This window comes from Chloroflexus sp. (assembly GCF_034432675.1).
Taxonomy (GTDB): domain Bacteria; phylum Chloroflexota; class Chloroflexia; order Chloroflexales; family Chloroflexaceae; genus Chloroflexus.
This window is the reverse complement of sequence record NZ_DAOUBI010000006.1, coordinates 1-18,503: the sequence shown is the minus strand read 5'-3', so window position 1 is coordinate 18,503 and position 18,503 is coordinate 1. Positions and strand designations below refer to the sequence as shown.

General features: G+C 57.0%; 15 protein-coding genes. 11 read left to right on the top strand and 4 right to left on the bottom strand.

All coding sequences use genetic code 11. The features are described 5' to 3' along the window. Positions 1-19: 19 nt before the first annotated feature. The 3 genes from VAE55_RS00815 to VAE55_RS00805 all read right to left on the bottom strand — a co-directional run bounded on the left by VAE55_RS00815 (position 20) and on the right by VAE55_RS00805 (position 3,231). Positions 20-1,069, bottom strand: a complete 1,050-nt coding sequence (locus tag VAE55_RS00815; RefSeq protein WP_322813930.1) for an SH3 domain-containing protein — start codon at positions 1,067-1,069, stop codon at positions 20-22. After that, positions 1,066-2,304: a bifunctional phosphopantothenoylcysteine decarboxylase/phosphopantothenate--cysteine ligase CoaBC gene (gene coaBC / locus VAE55_RS00810; protein ID WP_322813929.1), complete on the bottom strand. Its 1,239-nt coding sequence runs from the start codon at positions 2,302-2,304 to the stop codon at positions 1,066-1,068. The genes VAE55_RS00815 and coaBC overlap by 4 nt, the downstream gene beginning before the upstream one ends. Positions 2,305-3,045: 741 nt before the next feature. Further along, on the bottom strand, positions 3,046-3,231 hold the full coding sequence (locus VAE55_RS00805; protein WP_322813928.1) for a DUF2256 domain-containing protein: 186 nt from the start codon (positions 3,229-3,231) through the stop codon (positions 3,046-3,048). Between the two features lie 152 nt (positions 3,232-3,383). Here VAE55_RS00805 and VAE55_RS00800 point away from each other — a divergent pair, with 152 nt between their 5' ends. The 11 genes from VAE55_RS00800 to VAE55_RS00750 all read left to right on the top strand — a co-directional run bounded on the left by VAE55_RS00800 (position 3,384) and on the right by VAE55_RS00750 (position 16,088). Next, positions 3,384-4,040, top strand: a complete 657-nt coding sequence (locus tag VAE55_RS00800; protein ID WP_322813927.1) for a double zinc ribbon domain-containing protein — start codon at positions 3,384-3,386, stop codon at positions 4,038-4,040. Positions 4,041-4,097: 57 nt separating this feature from the next. Further along, entirely contained in the window at positions 4,098-5,792 is a 1,695-nt protein-coding gene (locus VAE55_RS00795; protein ID WP_322813926.1) for a methylmalonyl-CoA mutase family protein, read from the top strand. 352 nt (positions 5,793-6,144) lie between these two features. Beyond that, positions 6,145-6,717 (top strand): DUF1294 domain-containing protein, encoded by a 573-nt coding sequence (locus VAE55_RS00790; protein ID WP_322813925.1) that lies wholly within the window; start codon positions 6,145-6,147, stop codon positions 6,715-6,717. A gap of 143 nt (positions 6,718-6,860) precedes the next feature. After that, on the top strand, positions 6,861-7,121 hold the full coding sequence (locus VAE55_RS00785; RefSeq protein WP_322813924.1) for an FmdB family zinc ribbon protein: 261 nt from the start codon (positions 6,861-6,863) through the stop codon (positions 7,119-7,121). Between the two features lie 273 nt (positions 7,122-7,394). Beyond that, positions 7,395-8,165 (top strand): serine O-acetyltransferase EpsC, encoded by a 771-nt coding sequence (epsC, locus tag VAE55_RS00780; RefSeq protein ID WP_322813923.1) that lies wholly within the window; start codon positions 7,395-7,397, stop codon positions 8,163-8,165. Positions 8,166-8,202: 37 nt separating this feature from the next. Continuing rightward, on the top strand, positions 8,203-9,621 hold the full coding sequence (gene cysS, locus VAE55_RS00775) for a cysteine--tRNA ligase (RefSeq protein WP_322813922.1): 1,419 nt from the start codon (positions 8,203-8,205) through the stop codon (positions 9,619-9,621). Positions 9,622-9,630: 9 nt separating this feature from the next. Continuing rightward, positions 9,631-10,617, top strand: coding sequence for a 50S ribosomal protein L11 methyltransferase (locus VAE55_RS00770; protein ID WP_322813921.1), 987 nt, complete (start codon positions 9,631-9,633; stop codon positions 10,615-10,617). A gap of 26 nt (positions 10,618-10,643) precedes the next feature. Continuing rightward, positions 10,644-11,678, top strand: coding sequence for a type I phosphomannose isomerase catalytic subunit (locus VAE55_RS00765; RefSeq protein WP_322813920.1), 1,035 nt, complete (start codon positions 10,644-10,646; stop codon positions 11,676-11,678). A 26-nt stretch (positions 11,679-11,704) separates the two neighbouring features. After that, positions 11,705-12,442, top strand: coding sequence for a 16S rRNA (uracil(1498)-N(3))-methyltransferase (locus VAE55_RS00760; protein WP_322813919.1), 738 nt, complete (start codon positions 11,705-11,707; stop codon positions 12,440-12,442). Positions 12,443-12,455: 13 nt separating this feature from the next. Further along, positions 12,456-13,799: a S41 family peptidase gene (locus VAE55_RS00755; RefSeq protein ID WP_322813918.1), complete on the top strand. Its 1,344-nt coding sequence runs from the start codon at positions 12,456-12,458 to the stop codon at positions 13,797-13,799. A gap of 393 nt (positions 13,800-14,192) precedes the next feature. Beyond that, positions 14,193-16,088 (top strand): protein kinase domain-containing protein, encoded by a 1,896-nt coding sequence (locus VAE55_RS00750; RefSeq protein WP_322813917.1) that lies wholly within the window; start codon positions 14,193-14,195, stop codon positions 16,086-16,088. Between the two features lie 260 nt (positions 16,089-16,348). Here the strand turns inward: VAE55_RS00750 and VAE55_RS00745 are convergent, their stop codons facing one another. Next, a complete protein-coding gene (locus tag VAE55_RS00745; protein ID WP_322813916.1) occupies positions 16,349-18,283 on the bottom strand; it encodes an ATP-dependent helicase in 1,935 nt (644 codons plus the stop codon). Positions 18,284-18,503: the final 220 nt, after the last annotated feature.

Below are 18,503 nucleotides of genomic sequence, written 5' to 3'. Positions count from 1 at the left end.
CACAATCGCCTGAAACGCCCTACGGCGTCGCTGTTGGTGCAGGAAGCGGTAACGGTTCCTGGATCGGCACTTCAGTTGGCGGCGGCGAAACCAGCGCACGATTGACCCAGCCGGTACCACTGCCATCGGGGTTGGCAATAAAAGAGTCCGGACTCCGTTGCTCGCCAAGGCGAATCAGATACCATTGATCGTTGGCCGTGCGAGCCAGGAAGATGATCTCATCGCCGGCATTAATCCGACCAATCGGCTGATTATTTGTACCGGGTAAAGGGCGAACATTCGCTACCTGCAGGGCCGTGCCGGTAATCACCTGGGTTGCCGGCAATGTTGTCGGTTGGCTTGCCGGTGTTGGTCGTCGCGGGGTAGCCGTTGGGCGCGGTGTGGGTAACACCAGCGTCGGCAATTCGGTCTGACCGGGAACATAACGGCCAAACTGATCAAGCTCATTCCGAAGGGTACCAATGACACCAAACGCCAGCGCCATCGACAACAGGAAGATCACGCTGACCACTGCCAGCTTCACCAGTTCAAGGCTCTGTGCCCAGATACTGCGCCGGTTCAGCAGTTCAAGCGCACTCTGGGCGGCACCGGCCACCGACTCGCCCCAGGTCGTTCGTCCCTGATCCGAACGCGCCACGTCACGAAGTGCGAAGAGGGCACGTACATCACCAACCTGGGTCAGTGCCCGTACCGCACCCCAACGCACATTCGCATTGGGATGCTTGAGCACCTTGATGAGTGGGCCAGTCGCCCGTCCATCACCGATCTGCGCCAGAGCTTCTGTGGCCCGGTAGACCGTCAACCAGGGCCGATCAGGGTCAAGCACGGCACACAGAGCCGGCACGACGGTTGCGCCCAGTGCAACCAGGGCATCCACCGCTTCGGCGTGTCGAGGGTGACTGGCATCACCCAAGGCGGTAATTAATTCGTTTACTTCAGCCCGCGATACCTGTTGACCGCTTGTGGCAGCCGCTGCCCGTGGCAATGTCGGCACCGTCAGACGACGGGTTGGGCGAGGTGCTGGAGGTGGTTCAGGCGGCGACTGATTTGATTGTGGTTCTGTCGTCATCGATCCTCAAACTCTTCACCAGATGGCCGGCGAGTGCTCAGCCAATATTCAAAACGCTCTACAATAACATCCAACAACGCTGCCGCGGCGACAGCCTTCGGCTGCCGTGGCAACTCGACGGCACGCTCACCGTCCAGCACGGTAAGCGCAATCTCAGGTTGACCAATACTGGTCACTGCATCATTGGCGACAATCAGGTTCAAACCTTTACGTCGCAGCTTGTGCCGGGCATTGACCAGCAGATCATTGGTTTCAGCCGCGAAACCAACTTTAAATATATCATGCCGCCCGGCCAGCTCACCCACAACATCGGGGTTTTGTACCAGATGCAGCACCATACCCTCATCATTGTGCTTCTTGATCTTCTCGGCAGCCGTAGAAGCCGGGCGAAAATCGGCCACTGCTGCATTCATGATAAGGATATCGGCCTGCGCACAAGCTGACTGCACCGCAGCCTGCATCTCTAATGCCGTCTCAACCGCGACAAAGGATACCGCTCGTGGTGGGGTCAAGGCAGTCGGACCACTGATCAACGTGACCTGTGCACCCAGATCACGGGCACGGGTAGCCAGCGCATACCCCATCTGCCCCGACGAACGATTACCGATATAACGTACCGGATCAATCGGTTCCCGGGTGCCACCGGCAGTAACAACCACCCGGCGCCCACGGAGCGGGCCGTACCGACGCCCCCAAAGGGCATGTATCTCGGCCAGCAAATCGGCCGGTTCGGGCAGCCGACCACGTCCGACAACCGGCTCGGCCATCCGTCCCACCTCTGGCTCAAGCACACACGCTCCGCGCTCACGCAACACCGCCAGATTCGCCTGTGTTGCCGGATGTTCATACATCGCCGGATTCATCGCCGGAGCGATCAGCAGCGGTGCTCGCGTCGCCAGGACCGTGGTCGTCAACAAATCATCGGCTAACCCGGCAGCCAGACGGGCAATCGTATTCGCGGTTGCCGGAGCAATGACCACCATATCGGCGTGCATCCCCAAACTCACATGGCCCACGACACCATCTTCGGGCAGACTCCACATATCGGTCAGCACCGGGCGTCCGGTCAGAGCCTGGAAGGTTGCTGCCCCAACAAAACGCTCGGCAGCCTCGGTCAGAATCACATCAACCAGCGCCCCGGCTAGCGTCAGATCACGAGCCAGTTGGGCCACCTTGTACGCAGCGATACTTCCGCACACACCGAGGACAATTCGCTTACCAGCCAGCGTATCCATATATCACCCGGTAACCGACCTGTCATAGCGAACAGATACTCCCGCGGGCGCATTGTAGCACATGTAGCATGATGGCGGCCGTGTTCGGCAATATACTGCGTAGCGCCTTGCCGACCCGCGGGCGCATTGTAGCACATGTAGCATGATGGCGGAGTGGCACTATGTGCATCGTTCAGATATGATCCACTTTCTGAGGCGTTGCCACATATACCGCCGGCGAGTCGCCAGTGGGTTGTGGACGACGTAACAGTAGGGGCACGGCAGAAGGTATCGCATTCATTGCCGACCAATTGTTCGTGACGGGTACACCCGGCATCAGCGTGACCAGCCGGGTCAACGACGCGACACACGCCATATCGTGTGTACGGCTGGCGCGGCAGCATGGCTGCCGCACTCCAAACGACGCCATACGCGGATGATGAGCGAGCAAGGCAACCAATCCAGTGCGTGATGGCACCGGAGATGGTTATGCGAGCGCGACAGTACAACTTTTTATGAAATAAGTTCTAGATCGCTCTCCCACGTGACCGACAGGGTGAAACCGAGCCACGCTTTAGCGCATCTCTGACGAGACTTACAGAGATGCAGCATGCTCACTTCCATCCAATCACGCCAGGGCGGAACATCGTATCCCACTTTCGCTCCGGGTAGCAAATGATTGCTGCCAGGGAGTGCCGACGTACACCGAACTCCAGATTGCGGATCGCCTTGCCAACGGGTGGAGTAGACGCCGCAACGATGTTATGCCTGTGAACGGCGACTCTCGCGCCGGCAGCGCTCTGAACAGTAACGTACCTCGTCCCAGCAGCGTGCCCACTTTTTGCGCCATTCAAATGGTCGTCCGCAAACGGCGCAGCTTTTGGTTGGTAGTTGCCCTTTACGCTTTGGCGTATGGATCGTAGCGTTGGTCAATTTTGTTCTAGCCATAACGGCGTACCTTTTTGCCTCGCAGAACGGTTATATATCCAGGAGCATAGTACCGTAAGTCTGATGAGTGAGCGCGATAGACGATCTCAAATCTCTGTGCCGGCAACCAGGCCGGTTCGGGTTGATGTCTCACTTGACCACAGGAGCAGGCCATGGATCACGCTACACCAGCTATGTTCAACCGTATGCTGAACTGGCTCTTTCCCGACCGTTGTGCCGGTTGCCGGCAGTTGACCGGCGATCTCTTCTGTGCCGCCTGCCGTAAGCGACTACGGCCTTTCCCGCCCTTTCCGCCGCCTGCTGGTCTCGACAGGGCCTGGGTAGCGTTTCGGTATGAAGGTGCGCTGGTCTCAGCTATTCACCAGCTCAAGTATGGTCGGCGACGCCGGGTAGCCCATGCCCTGGGCGATCTGCTGGCTGCGGCTGCCGGGCCATTGGTGGCTGACGCGCTGATTGCGGTGCCATTGCACCGTGACCGATTGCGTGAACGTGGTTTCAATCAGGCTGCTGAGCTTGCAGGCCGGCTTCGGCAAGCCGGTGGGCCGCCATTGATTGAGGGGCTGGTGCGGATACGCTCTACCCAACGCCAGGCCAGGCTGGCGGCCAATGCCCGCGCTGCAAACGTTGCCGGAGCTTTCGCCTGGAACCGGCCAACTCCCCCACCACCACATCTGATTCTGGTTGATGATGTCTTTACCACCGGGGCGACCCTGGCTGCCTGCGCGGCTGCTCTGCGTGCAGCCGGGGCACAATCGGTTGGGGCGATTGCGCTGGCGCGTTCGCTGATTGACGACTCCGTTGTACAATAGAAGTATACGCGCACCGAGTGCGCTTCGGCAATCTACCATTCTCAGTCAGGAGGGACGATGATGTCTGACATCGAGCAGCTCGCTGCCGCCCACGAACAATGGGAACAGCAGTACCTCTGGCCGGCTTTGCGCCGCACACCTGAACGGTCTGGACCCTTTATGACAACCAGTAGTGCACCCATTGAGCGTCTCTACACCCCACTCGATCTCACCCGTGATGGAGGCACCCCAACCGACCACTTCCTGCGCAACATTGCTTACCCCGGTCAGTATCCATTCACGCGCGGCATTCATCCAACCGGCTATCGTGGCAAATTGTGGACGATGCGCATGTTTGCCGGCTTCGGCAGTGCTGAGGAGACAAATGCTCGCTTCAAGTATCTGCTTGAGCAAGGGCAGACCGGATTGTCAATTGCGTTTGATATGCCCACCTTGTACGGGCGTGACACGGATCATCCGCTGGTTGAGGGTGAATTTGGGAAATGTGGGGTGGCTGTCTCGTCACTGGCCGACATGGAGATTCTGCTGGCCGATCTGCCGCTAGATCAGGTCAGTACCTCAATGACCATCAATTCACCGGCAGCGATGATTTGGGCCATGTATCTGGTGGTGGCCGAAAAACGCGGCATTCCGTGGAATCAGTTGCGAGGTACGATTCAGAACGATATTCTGAAGGAGTATATTGCCCAGAACGAATATATCTTCCCCCCTGAACCGAGCATGCGGCTGGTGGTCGATACCATCGAATTTGCCGCTCGCCATGTACCACAATGGAATCCGATTAGCGTGAGTGGGTATCACATCCGCGAGGCCGGTAGCACTGCGGTGCAAGAGCTGGCGTTTACGCTGGCCGATGGCTTTGCCTATGTCGAAGCAGCGCTGGAGCGGGGTCTCGATATTGATGAATTTGCCCCTCGGATCAGCTTCTTCTTCAATGCCCACAATGACTTCTTCGAGGAGATTGCCAAGTATCGTGCTGCCCGACGCATTTGGGCGCGGGCGATGCGCGAACGCTACGGCGCAAAGAATGAGCGCTCGTGGTGGTTGCGCTTCCACACTCAAACCGCCGGCTGTTCACTCACAGCCCAGCAACCTGAGATCAACATTGTCCGCACAGCGATCCAGGCGCTGGCAGCCGTGCTTGGTGGCACTCAGAGCCTGCATACCAACTCGATGGACGAGGCGCTAGCGTTGCCGTCGGAAAAGGCGGTAACGATTGCTCTGCGCACGCAGCAGATTATTGCCTACGAGAGTGGTGTTGCCAACACGGTTGATCCACTCGGCGGCAGCTATTTCGTCGAAGCGTTAACTGACCGCATGGAGTGTGAGGCCCAGCAGATCTTTGACGCGATCAATGCCCAGGGAGGGGTTATTGCGGCGATCCGCAATGGCTACTATCACCGCGAGATTGCCGATGCTGCCTATCGCTATCAGCAAGAGATCGACCATGGGGAGCGCATTATTGTGGGCGTGAATGCGTTCCAGGATGATGAGCCGCTAACGATTCCGATCTTGCAAATGGATCCGGAGGGCGAGAAGCGTCATCTTGAGCGTCTGAATCGGGTGCGGCGTGAACGCGATCAGGCACTGGTCGCTCGCCGGCTGGCAGAGTTGCGCACCGCTGCTCAGGGGAACGAGAACATGATGCCGGCAATCCTTGAATGTGTACGGGCGTATTGTACACTTGGCGAGATGTGTGATGTGCTGCGTGAAGTGTTTGGGGTCTATCAGCAAGACTCGGTGATCGTGTAGCAACTGCTGCACGGTCAGTGAGGGATTGTTTGCAGGGGCGCATGCTCTGTGCCCCTGTGATTTTTTCTGCACAGGGGATGTCTGTTGATAATATCCTGTCCAGTTTAACAAAAGTCATCGCTCGTGATCGTGGCATCGCATCAGCGTCGCCCTGAGCGCGGGTGTGGAGAACGGTGTTTCTGCTCCACACGTGGCATCACACACCGGCGTAAATACGGTTTCCCGGACAGGTTAGCTGGGGGCAATCTGGAAAGGATACATAACGGTACGCATATTCACTATACTGGATAAAAACTGGTTCCTTGCTTTCCCACAACCGGGAAGCATCGGCGACAACGCAGAGGTTTTCGTCATGGCAAAGCGCCACAAAGGCAAAATCGTTGTCTGGAAAGACGATAAAGGGTATGGATTTATTGAGTCTGCCAATGGTCGCGATAGAGTCTTCTTTCATATCCGTCATCTCGCTAATCGGCAACGGCGTCCAGAACTCAATACTTCCGTTACCTATGCCCTTGGCAACGACGACAAGGGCAGAGTGCAGGCTATCGATGTCCGCTTCGGTAATGAGCCGGTTTCATTCGTTGTGGTCACCTTGCTGGTAAGTGGTAGTTTCTTCGCTGCCCTGGCTCTCATCACCTTCATCGGTGGTATCTCACCACTGCTGCTGATTCTGTATGCACTTTTCAGCAGTATCACCTTCATCGCCTATGAGTTCGACAAAATCAACGCCCGCCAGGGCCGACGCCGCATCTCCGAACGCAGCCTGCACCTGCTCGAACTGCTCGGTGGCTGGCCCGGCGCACTGGTTGCGCAGTGGTATCTTTCGCACAAGAATCGAAAGGCGTCGTATCAACGGGTATTCTGGCTGGTAGTATTTGTCAATCTAGGTGTTCTGTTCTGGTATTGCTATCAGGTGCTCACGTGATACACACTGAACGGTGATAACAGGACACCGTTCCGACAATAAGACAACGCTAACACTCCTCTTATTGCGAGTCCTGGTATTCTGGAGTAAAATACCTTGTGTGATACATCAAACAATAACCAAAGGGAGGTAGGAACAGCGCTATGCCGACCTACGTGTACGCCTGCGATGCGTGTGGCAAACAGTTTGAACAATTCCAGAGCTTCAAAGACGAACCACTGACCGTCTGTCTCTGTGGTCAGGCCGGTCGGGTACGCCGGGTCATTCAACCGGCAGGGATTGTCTTTAAGGGTTCGGGATGGTATATTACCGACAGCCGTGGTTCCAGCAGTGGCTCGGTGACGAATAGCGACGCCGGTAAGGACAACAAGAGTGATACAAAGAGTGATACCGGTGACGACTAGACATTCTTTTACATCACATTGCACGCCGCCGTGCCACATCCGTTCGCATCGACACACTATCGTCCAGGATGCGGCTTTTCGCATCCCTTCGCCATCTTTTCCTCTTGCTACCTGCTACTGTCGTTAGGGGTGCTGCCTGATCCGGTAGCGCCCCTTCTGCATATGCGCTGACGCGTACCTACCTGCGTACAGCTCCCTCTTGTGTCTATTTGTGTCCTGATTAGTTCATATTGTGTCCTGATTAGTTCATAAGTTTATTCCCGGGGTAAGCCGATGCGTATTTCACATGCACTGTGTGTATTGCGCGATGATATTCGCGCTATTTTTCGCAATGATCCTGCTGCCCGTAATCTGGCCGAGGTATTGCTGTATCCCGGACTGCATGCCATTATTCTGCACCGCCTGGCCCATGCCCTCTACCGGCGCAATATCCCCTTCATTCCGCGCCTGATTTCGCAGATCAGCCGCTTTCTCACTGGGATTGAAATTCATCCTGGGGCCCGCATTGGTCGCGGATTTTTCATCGACCACGGCATGGGAGTAGTGATTGGCGAAACAACTGAGATCGGCGATTGGGTGATGCTCTATCAAGGAGTGACGTTGGGAGGAACTGGGAAGCAAACCGGGAAGCGCCATCCAACGGTTGAGGACGAGGTTGTTATCGGCGTCGGAGCGATTGTGCTGGGCGCTATCACGATTGGCAAAGGCGCCCGTATCGGTGGCGGTGCCGTCGTGGTCAAAGATGTGCCACCGCACTCGACCGCCGTTGGAGTGCCGGCACGGATCGTGGCTCGCCGTGATCCGGTAACCGGTCTGTCGCGCCGGGTTGAGCAATTGCCCGACCCCGAAGGCGAGATGCTGCGCGGTTTGCACGATAAGGTGCTGGAACTCGAACTGCGGATCGCCGATCTGGAGGCAGCTACCCATGTTCATCACGAAGAGCATCGCCTCAAGTACGACGCATTGCCCGATCAGCTCTGGCAAACGCTCTTGAATGACTCATCGTCGGTTGAAGAAGAGTATAATCAAGGTGCCGGTATCTGAAACCGGGAGACAACTGTTTGCAACATAGTGAGTTCGTATGACGATTCAACTCTACAATACCCTGAGCCGCCGCCTCGAACCGCTGGAGACGATTGAATCCGGCGTAGTGCGGATGTATGTCTGCGGCGTGACTCCTTATGACGAAGCTCATATCGGGCACGCAATGTCGGCTATCGTCTTTGATGTCATCCGGCGCTATCTTGAATTTCGTGGCTACGAAGTGCGGCATATCGTCAATTTTACCGATATTGATGACAAGGTGATCACCCGCGCCAATATGCTCGGTCAAGACCCCTTGACGTTGTCGGGGCAGTATGCTGCCGAGTTCCTCGCCCAATTGCAGGCCATGAATGTCTTGCCGGCAACCGCCTATCCACGAGTATCAACCACGATGCCGGCAATTATCGCCTTTGTGCAGGGCTTGATCGAGCGCGGCTATGCCTATGTCGTCGATGGCGATGTCTATTTCCGCGTTCGCCGCGACGAAGACTACGGCAAGCTCTCTGGCCGTTCGCTCGATGAGATGTTGAGCGGAACCCGCTTTGAGGTCGATCCACGTAAGGAGTCGCCGGCTGATTTCGCGCTCTGGAAAGCTGCTCGCCCCGGCGAACCATCCTGGGAGAGTCCGTGGGGGCCGGGCCGGCCTGGCTGGCATATCGAGTGCTCGGCGATGGCAATGGAACACCTCGGTCCACAGATCGACATTCATGGTGGCGGCACTGACCTGATCTTTCCGCACCACGAAAACGAGATTGCCCAAAGCGAGAGCTTGACCGGGCAGTGCTTTGCCCGCTATTGGGTACACAATGGCATGCTGCAACTGGTCAATCCGCAGACGCGCCAGGTCGAAAAGATGTCGAAGTCGCTGGGCAATGTGGTGACGATTGCCGATTTTCTGAGCCGCTACGACGCCGATGTCTTCCGTTTGATCGTGTTGAGCAGCTCGTACCGCAGCCCGCTGACCTACAACGACGAGGTTGCCGCCGATAATCAGCGCAAACTCGAGCGTTTGCTCTCGGCCCTGGCACCGGCTACCGGGACGATACACGAAGGGCCGGCAGTGACTGCCCTGCGCGAGGCAGCGGCACTTGCCCGTGAACGCTTCATCACGGCAATGGACAATGATTTCAACAGTCCGGCAGCCCTCGCCGCCCTGTTCGACCTAGTACGGGCCATCAACGCCGCACGCGACGCTGGTCTCGACAACGAGGCACTGGCAATTGGGCAGCAGACCCTGCGAGAGCTGGCCGGTGTGCTCGGTCTGCGCTTGCAACCACGGCAACGCACAACCGGTGCCGAAGCCACTCCGTTCATCGAGTTGTTGATCGAGGTGCGGAGCGAGTTGCGTAAGGCAAAACAGTACGCCCTGGCCGATATGGTGCGCAACCGGTTGAGCGATCTGGGCGTCACGCTTGAGGATGGCCCGCAGGGCACGCGATGGAAGTGGGAGAGGTGACGTACATTCATGCAAACAACATCCTGGCTCGAAATTGCAGTTGAAGTTGACCCGGAAGCCGTGGAAACGGTGTCCGAAATCCTGGCCCGTTACGGCTACAATGGTGGTGTCGTGGTCGAGCAGAGCTGGATCGCTGGCGATGAAGGGCCAGAATTCCAGTACGATCCCAACCGACCGGTCTGGTTGCGTACCTATCTGCCACTCGATGCTCAGGTCGAAGAGACCCGTCAGCAGATCGAACATGCGCTCTGGCACGTCCACCAGATTCGCCCGCTCGGCCCGATTCAGACCCGCACACTGGCCGAAGAGGATTGGGCGAACGCTTGGAAGCAGTTTTACCCGGTGCTGCGCATTGGCAAGCGCACGGTGATTGTGCCGTCGTGGCTGGAATATCAGCCGCAGCCGAACGATGTTGTCCTGCTGCTCGATCCGGGGATGGCGTTTGGTACCGGACTCCACCCGACCACCCGTCTCTGCCTGCACCTGCTCGAACGGCTGGTGCAACCCGGCCAACAGGTGCTCGATCTCGGTACTGGCTCTGGGATTCTGGCGATTGCTGCGGCAAAACTCGGTGCCGGTCAGGTACTGGCGCTCGATAACGATCCAATTGCGGTACGGGTCGCGCACGAAAATGTTGAGCGCAATCAGGTGCAAGACCTGGTAACGGTAGCCGAAGGCAGCCTGGGCGCCGGGCAGGCGATGGGGCACTGGCTTTCTGGCGATTTTGGGCCAGAAACACCCGATCCCACCCTACACGACACCACGCTCCAGGCCACCTTCGATCTGATCGCGGCTAATCTGATCGCGAAAGTCCTGGTGCTGCTGGCACCTGATCTGGCGACCGCTCTCAAACCCGGTGGTCTACTGATTAGTAGTGGTATCATTGATGTCAAAGAGGCAGAGGTCGTAGCGGCCTTCGCCGCAATCGGTCTGCAACAGATCGAACGCCATGTTGAGGGTGAGTGGGTGGCTCTGGTTCACTGTCGCCCACAATAGACCTGATTCGATAAAGACGCAAACCTATGCAAACACTCTATCCAATTCTCTGTGAACCGCGCCTGGTTGAACCGCTCTGGGGTGGTCAACGACTGGCACCGTGGCTCGATCTGCCGCACCCCCATCCAGAACGGCTGGGTGAAATCTGGCTGGTCTTCGATAGCAATCGGGTCAGCAACGGCTCCCTGGCCGGCACAACGATTGCCGATCTGGCCCGCGCCTACGGCACCGCCCTGGTCGGTTCCCGACCGTTCGCCCGCTACGGTGCCGATCTACCGTTGCTGGCGAAATTCATTGATGCCGCCGACCGCCTCTCGGTACAGGTGCATCCCGACGATGAGTATGCCCATACGTTTGAGGCGCATACCGGCTTCCACGGCAAAACCGAAGCTTGGTATATTTTGGCTGCCGAACCGGGGGCAACGGTGACATTGGGCACGTCCACGGTGCTGGAACGCGAGACACTGGCGCGGGCAATTGCTGATGGTACCGTTGAAACCCTCCTGGCGCAGCGGCCGGTTCAGTCCGGCGATCTGATCTTCGTACCGGCGGGGACGATTCACGCCATCAACGCCGGGATTATGCTGTTTGAAATTCAGCAGAAATCGGATCTCACCTATCGTCTGTACGATTACAACCGCCGCGATGCCCGTACCGGTCAGCTCCGCCCGCTGCACATCGAGCAAGCGCTGGCGGTGAGTCGGCTGGAACCGGCGCACACTGCTCGGTTGCGTCCACTGCCACTCGATGAACAGCGCGAACTGCTGGTAGCCTGCTCATCATTTGCGCTCGAACGCTGGCGTGTACAGGGAAAGCTAGAAGCAATAACCGATCCTGCCTCGCTTGAGATCCTCACCGTCATTGGCGGGACGGCACGGCTTACCTGGCAACAGCTTACCCTCGACCTGCCGCGAGGAACGGCGGTCCTCTTGCCGGCAACCCTGGGTGCATACCGTCTCCTCGCCGATGACGCAACCCTGTTGCGTTCATATATTCCCGATATACCGGCGTTAATCAGCACACTTGGAATATCACCAGGTACCGGTCCAATCTTCTCGTGAAGCTGATGGTTGATGATACACTCGCAATGCCCAACACACACCGCTTCTTCGTCAATCCTGGCCGGCTACGCACCGATCAGATAGAGATCGATGATGCCGCCATCATTCATCAATGGGAGCGTGTCTTGCGCCTCCGCGCCGGTGATCGAGTGATGCTGCTCGACGGACAGGGATTGGCGGCAATTGTTGAGATCACTCACATTGATCGGCGACGCGCTCGCGGTCAGGTAGTAGCTCGCTGCCAGGCTACCGGCGAACCGGCAGTTAGCTTTGATCTCTATCTGGCCCTCATCCGTCCTGAGCGTTTTGAATGGGCAATCCAGAAAGCGGTTGAACTGGGGGTACACCGGATTATACCGGTGACCTTCGCCCGTTCACTCATCACCGGTCGGATTGACGAACATCGTCTGGTGCGCTGGCAACGCATTGCCACCGAAGCAGCCGAACAAGCCGGGCGGGGACGCTTACCGGTTGTCGCCGAACCACAATCGTTCGCGGCGGCACTGACCAAGGCGCATACCGTAGACCTGGCCATTCTGCTCGATGAACAGGCAACAGTACATCTACGCACAGTGCTGCTACCGCAGCCATCGTTACGCCAGATCGCTATTTATTCTGGACCCGAAGGCGGCATTGATCCGGCTGAACGAACGGCGGCTCATCAGCACGGCATTCAATCAGTGTCACTGGGACCTCGCATTTTACGGGCCGAAACAGCACCGCTGGCAGCACTGGCCATGCTTCAATATGCACTTCAACTCTAGAAAAGATACTGCTATGGAACGGGTGTGGTCAATTATCGGCAAAATCGTGCAATGGCTGGCTGTGGTGGCCGTGGCTTTCCTCGGCGGATGGATTACGGGCCGTATTGTCGGAGTCTCACCGATTGATGTCTTTATTACCGGAATTTCCAATGCTGATGCCCGCCTGCTTACCCCTGGTGAACGCCGGCAATATGCAGCCGTGTTTTGGGATGTATGGGACCTGGTAGAAGGCAATTTCTACCGCCCTGAGAGTATTGATCGTCAGCGCATGATCTATGGTGCCATCCGTGGCATGTTGGTCACCCTTGACGATCCCTACACCTTCTTCCAGGAGCCAGAGGAAGCCCGGCAAAATCGCGAGACGATGGAAGGTCGCTATGAAGGGATAGGTGCCTATCTGCGCGTCGAGGATGGGATGATTGTCATTGACCGCCCCATCCCCAACTCGCCGGCAGCACAGGCTGGTTTGCAAGCAGGTGATATTGTTCTGGCCGTCGATGATCAGGAACTGGACGTATTGCTCGCCGGCCTGAACGAGAACGACGCCAGTGCTCGTGCTATCAGCCTGATCCGTGGCCCAGCTGGATCCGTTGTTCGCCTGACCCTGCGTCGTCCGGCAGAGGATCGCGTCTTTACCGTCGCCATCACCCGTGCCGCAATCCCGTTGATTACTGTCAACAGCACCATGCTGCCGAATGGCATTGCCTACATCCAAATCACCGAATTCAAGGCCACCACCACTGAGTTACTTGATGCCGCAATTGCCGACCTACGACCACAACAACCACGCGCCATTGTGCTCGATCTGCGCAACAATTCCGGCGGCTTTTTAACCACTGCGCAAGAAGTATTGGGTCGTTTTTACAACGGTATTGCTCTTTACGAAGAGGAGCGAAGCGGGGTCAGAAAGGAACTGCATACCATCACTGCCGCACCTGATCGCCGGCTCTACGACATTCCGATGGTTGTCCTGGTGAATGGTGGCTCGGCCAGTGCGGCCGAGGTCGTGGCCGGCGCCTTACGCGATCAACGACCCAATACCGTGTTGCTCGGTGAACGTACCTTCGGCAAGGGATCGGTGCAAAACATCTACACGTTACGCGACGGGAGTAGTGTACGTATCACCATTGCCCGCTGGTTAACACCCGGTGGCGAAGCAATTAATGGTGTCGGCATTACCCCCCAACACGTGGTACCGGCCTCGAATGAAGCGATCTACCCTGTCCCCTGCGTCCCTGATCGTCCTAGCGATACAAGCTGTGCTGATGCCCAACTCTATTGGACTTTACAGCTACTGGAGAACGGAACAGCACCACCACCGCCGGCAGAAACAGAAACGGCCCCTGAGGGGCCGTAGACCGGACAGCGGGCAAGGGGCAAGCGCGAGGAAACGGCATGCAGGGCGCCGCGGAGGTTAACATGGAGAGGCAGAGATCCTAGCTGACAGGAAGGACACGGATGAACCTCATCGCGTATCCGATTCTCTTGGTTGCCCGCCGTCAAACGGCACAATCACAGTAGAGCAATGATGCAACGTGGCAACAGGAAATGAGCAGCTACTATCGGTAGCGATTTCCTCACTCGCAACAGCGAGTTGACACTTTGTGCTATGATAGCCGGTCGAAGGCTGAGCTGTTATGCTCTGATCGTTAGCATCGTCCACGAAGCAACGGGCTAGAGTCGTTATTATTGACAGATACCGTATAATACGAACAAAAGTTCTATGGTAGGTAGGGGGTTTGAGGTGGCTATGAACAATCCGCGCCCCTTTATTCGCAGCGAACGGCGCCAGGATGTCGAGAATGGTGCCGAGCTGCGCGAATATCGGCTACTCGAACGCATCGGACAGGATGAACTGACTATTATCTACCGGGCCATTCATCAGACGCTGAACCGTCCGGTTTATATTTCCCTACTGCGACGCCACGACTGGATTTCCAGTAGCCGATTTCAACTGGCCGCCCGCCTGGCAGCAAGTTTGAATCATCCCCATCTGTTGCCGGTGATTGATGCCGGTCACGATGATCGGTACGGCGACTATATGGTAACGCCGTATGTCGATGCCCGTCCGCTCAGTGATCTGCTGGCTGAAGGCCCGCCGGAACTGTCACTGGCCATGCGCATCATCAGCCAGATTGCCGCAGCTCTTGACTATCTCCACGAACAACAGATCATCCATCGCGATGTGCAACCGGCGAATATTCTGGTCACGCCGCAGGGCAATGCCTATCTTACCAACCTCAGCCTTGCTGCTGCCCCCGATGCCCCTGATCTGAGCCAGATCGAGGAAGCTGATTATGTAACCCCCTACTCAGCACCTGAACTGCGCCTGATCCAGCATGAGGCGCATCCGGCTCTCGATATTTATAGTCTGGGTGCTGTGGCCTATCATATGCTGAGTGGTGAACTTCCTCCAGCCGGTCTGATTGCCGAGCTTGATCTGATCGGGAAACCACCAGCCCTGACCCTGGCCGAGCGGGTGCTCTTGCGAATGCTCGCACCGCAACCCAACATGCGTTTCACAACGGCCGGAGCTGCTGCCAATGCCCTTCGCCTGGCGCTACGCACCCTGCTCGATCAGGCCACTACTGATATGGAGGAGTCACGCTGGGAAGCCTGCGCCGAGTGGTTTGAAAATCCGCTGGAACTGGCGCTCAGCACCGATCTCTCGACGCTGGCCGACCAATTCAATGATTTTCTCAGCGAGTCCCGGAAGCGGGCAGATAAGTGGCACCGCCGCAACTATGTGCGGCAGTGGCTCAACAACTGGAGCCGCAAAAATCGTCTTCGGCGATCTTCACTTGGCCAACTGATTGAGCTTGAGACGATTGCCAGTTTCAATATCTATTTTTACGAATTACATGTTCTCTACGAGACACGCACAAAGCCAGAAGTGAAGATTCGACCCATGAATCTTGACGAACGACCCCAGGCCGAACCGGCCCTTGATCTCTGGAGCGTGCCACTACCGGTAGCAGAGGAGTTTAGTTCGGAAAAAGGCGGGGACATCGTTCTTCCGGGATCACGGCGCTTTTTTACCTGCACTGAATGTCAGGGATCAGGTCAACTGGTGTGTCCACAGTGTCAGGGCAAAGGAACGATCAAACCACGGAAGACACGCAATGACGAAACCGATCCGGTTGATCAGACCTGCAATCGTTGCAAGGGTTACGGAAAGGTGCGTTGTGAGAAGTGTGCCGGGAACGGGAATCTGGTCGAAGAAAAGGTTTTTCACTGGTCGCGTCGGGCGATTGAGCACCAGAATGATGACGATAGTGAAGGGTTGCCCAATAACGTGCGCACCCTGCTACGCCAGCGCGCTCAACCAGTCTACGAAGCCGAGATCGATCTTTTCGATAGCCACTGGCGAAGTGTTGGCACGCTAAGAGATCTGATTGACAGAGCAATTGCCAACGCCGGCGAACATACCCGACCGATACGAGCCAAACTCCGCATCAGGGGGGTGACGATGACGCAGATTAACGGCTTGCTTGATGGTCAGGAATGCGGGCTGTATCTCATCGGACCGGATGATACGCTGGTGAGCACGATTAGTCTGTGGAATATCGAACGCATCACCCTGATTGTATCGGTCATCCTGCTCGTGATCGTGATAACAGTAACACTGGCGACGATCTGGCTGTAGCCTTCGCGGATGGCCATGAATAGGCGCAGCAGGTGGCTCACCACACATCGATTGGCTAGATGATGCCCTTGCCTGCCTGGCGATCTACCTGTTGCCTTGTTTATGGAGGTAAGGACGTTCAGGTCATCTCCAGGACCTATCTCTCGAACACACTCGCGTGTTCTATCCGCCCCTGTACCCGCTGGATCGGGAATCGCTGCATCTGCCTTGCAACTCTGCGCACTTTGCCTAATCTATGAATGAGATGCCCTCTCGCTCCCTCATCGCCCTCGCGCACGTTCTCGTCCAAACGCAATGATCTCATCGAGAAAACGCGACGGTTTCAGGCGCTGACCACGCTGCCGGCTTGCCGTCCACGAGAGATAGAGCCGTTCGGCGGCACGGGTCAGCGCCACGTAGCATAAGCGCCGTTCTTCTTCGATAGCCGCCGGGTCGCCGATACTCCGTTCGTGCGGAAGCGTTCCCTCCTCTAAGCCCACCACAAACACAAATGGCCACTCTAACCCCTTAGCGGCGTGGATCGTCAAGAGCTGAACCCGATCACGCTCATCGTCTTCATCGTCTGTATTCGTCATCAGCGCAATTTCTTGCAGGAACGAACGCAGATCAGTGTGCTCTTCCGCTGCCCGCAGCAACTCCTGCAAATGGGCACGCGCCTCGGCCAGCTCTTCAGCATCGAAACGTTCAGCTAATGCCGCCATATACCCACTCTGCTCCAGCACATCGGCCAGCATGTGATCCGGCGGCATGGTGCTTTCGGCCAACCGCCACCAGCGTTGCAACAATGCGAAGAGCCGATGGGCACCTTCGACCGCCCGTGGACTCAGACCGGGAATATTCCGGGCATGACCAAGCGCTGTACTGATCGGCAACGATTGGGCTGCCGCATAGGCGGCAATGGTTGCCAGCGCCTGCCCGCCTAACCCGCGCGCCGGCACATTCGCAATGCGCGTCAAACTGAGGTTATCCGCCGGATTGGCAATACAGCGGAGATAGGCCAGGGCATCACGCACCACTGCCCGATCAAAGAAGCTCACTCCACCGCGCACCTGGTACGGAATCCGGGCATGGCGCAAGGCTTGCTCGAACGGTCGGCTCATATGACGGGTGCGGTAGAGTACGGCAATATCGCGCAACCGTCGTCCTTGCCGTTGCAGATCGGCAATCGAACGGGCTACCTGATCGGCCTCATCACGACTATCTCTGGCTTCGCTGATCAACACACAACGTTCATCAACATGACGTGCCGCAGCACGCAATTCCATCGGTGCCACGCTGCGGCTGTGGCGAATAATTGCATACGCCGCATCGAGAATAGGCTGGCGCGAACGGTAGTTCGTGGTCAGCTCAATCACACGGGCATCGGGAAAATCGGTAGCAAAGCGGTTGATAATGCTGTGATCGGCATTGCGAAAGCCGTAGATGCTCTGCATCGCATCGCCAACCACGAAGAGCGAGCGCGGGCGCTGCGCCGTTGGCCGGGTGAGCAACTCAATCAGCGCGTGCTGACTCGGATCGGTATCCTGGTACTCATCGACCAGCACGTGTTGCCAGCGCCGCTGATACGTTGCCAGCAAATCGGGATCATCACTTAGCAGGCGATACGCGGTCAGGATCAGATCATCGAAATCGAGGGCATTTGCCTGTTCGAGTGCCCGCTGGTAACGACGGTAACAGGCGGCGATAAAGCGATCAAGCGGGTCGGTAGCGAACCGTGCCATCAGGCGTGGGGTCAACATCCGGCTTTTAGCCCGTGAAATCAGGCGCAACACCTCATCGGCTTCGATCAACCGGGGTGATGTCTTACCTACGCCCGCCAATGCCTCAGCCGCCAGTTGCAATTGCTCTTCGCCGGCATAGATCGAGAACGAAGAGGTATATCCTTTCAGGCGACCCTCAATCGACTCGCGCAGGATACGTGTGCAGATGGCATGAAAAGTACCGCTGGTCAAACCACGAATGCGCAGCCCTGGCAGATTGCTTAACCGCTCACGCATCTCGCGTGCAGCCTTATTGGTAAAAGTAACCGCCAGAATCTGCTGCGGCGCTACCCCGTAGTGCGTAATCAGATAGGCGATCCGCAGCGTCAAGACCCGTGTTTTGCCACTACCGGCCCCGGCCTTGACCAGTATCGGCCCAATTGGGGCGGTAACAGCCGTGCGCTGGGCGGGATTCAGCAGGTTGAGTTGTTCCATATCGTGCCAGTTTTGCTAGAAGCTGTTAGACAATAATGCTTTGCTGAATGATGTATGTCGATCAGCAGTGCGTAACGTGCAGCAATGCGACCGCTACCCCACCGGTTCACAGCCAGACGGTTGCCTCACCCGGCAGCAGGTTGAACTAGAACCTATTTCAAAAAACATCTACGAGAAGGCATCTTCTTCATTGCCGCTCGATTCCATGTTCGTGACGAGC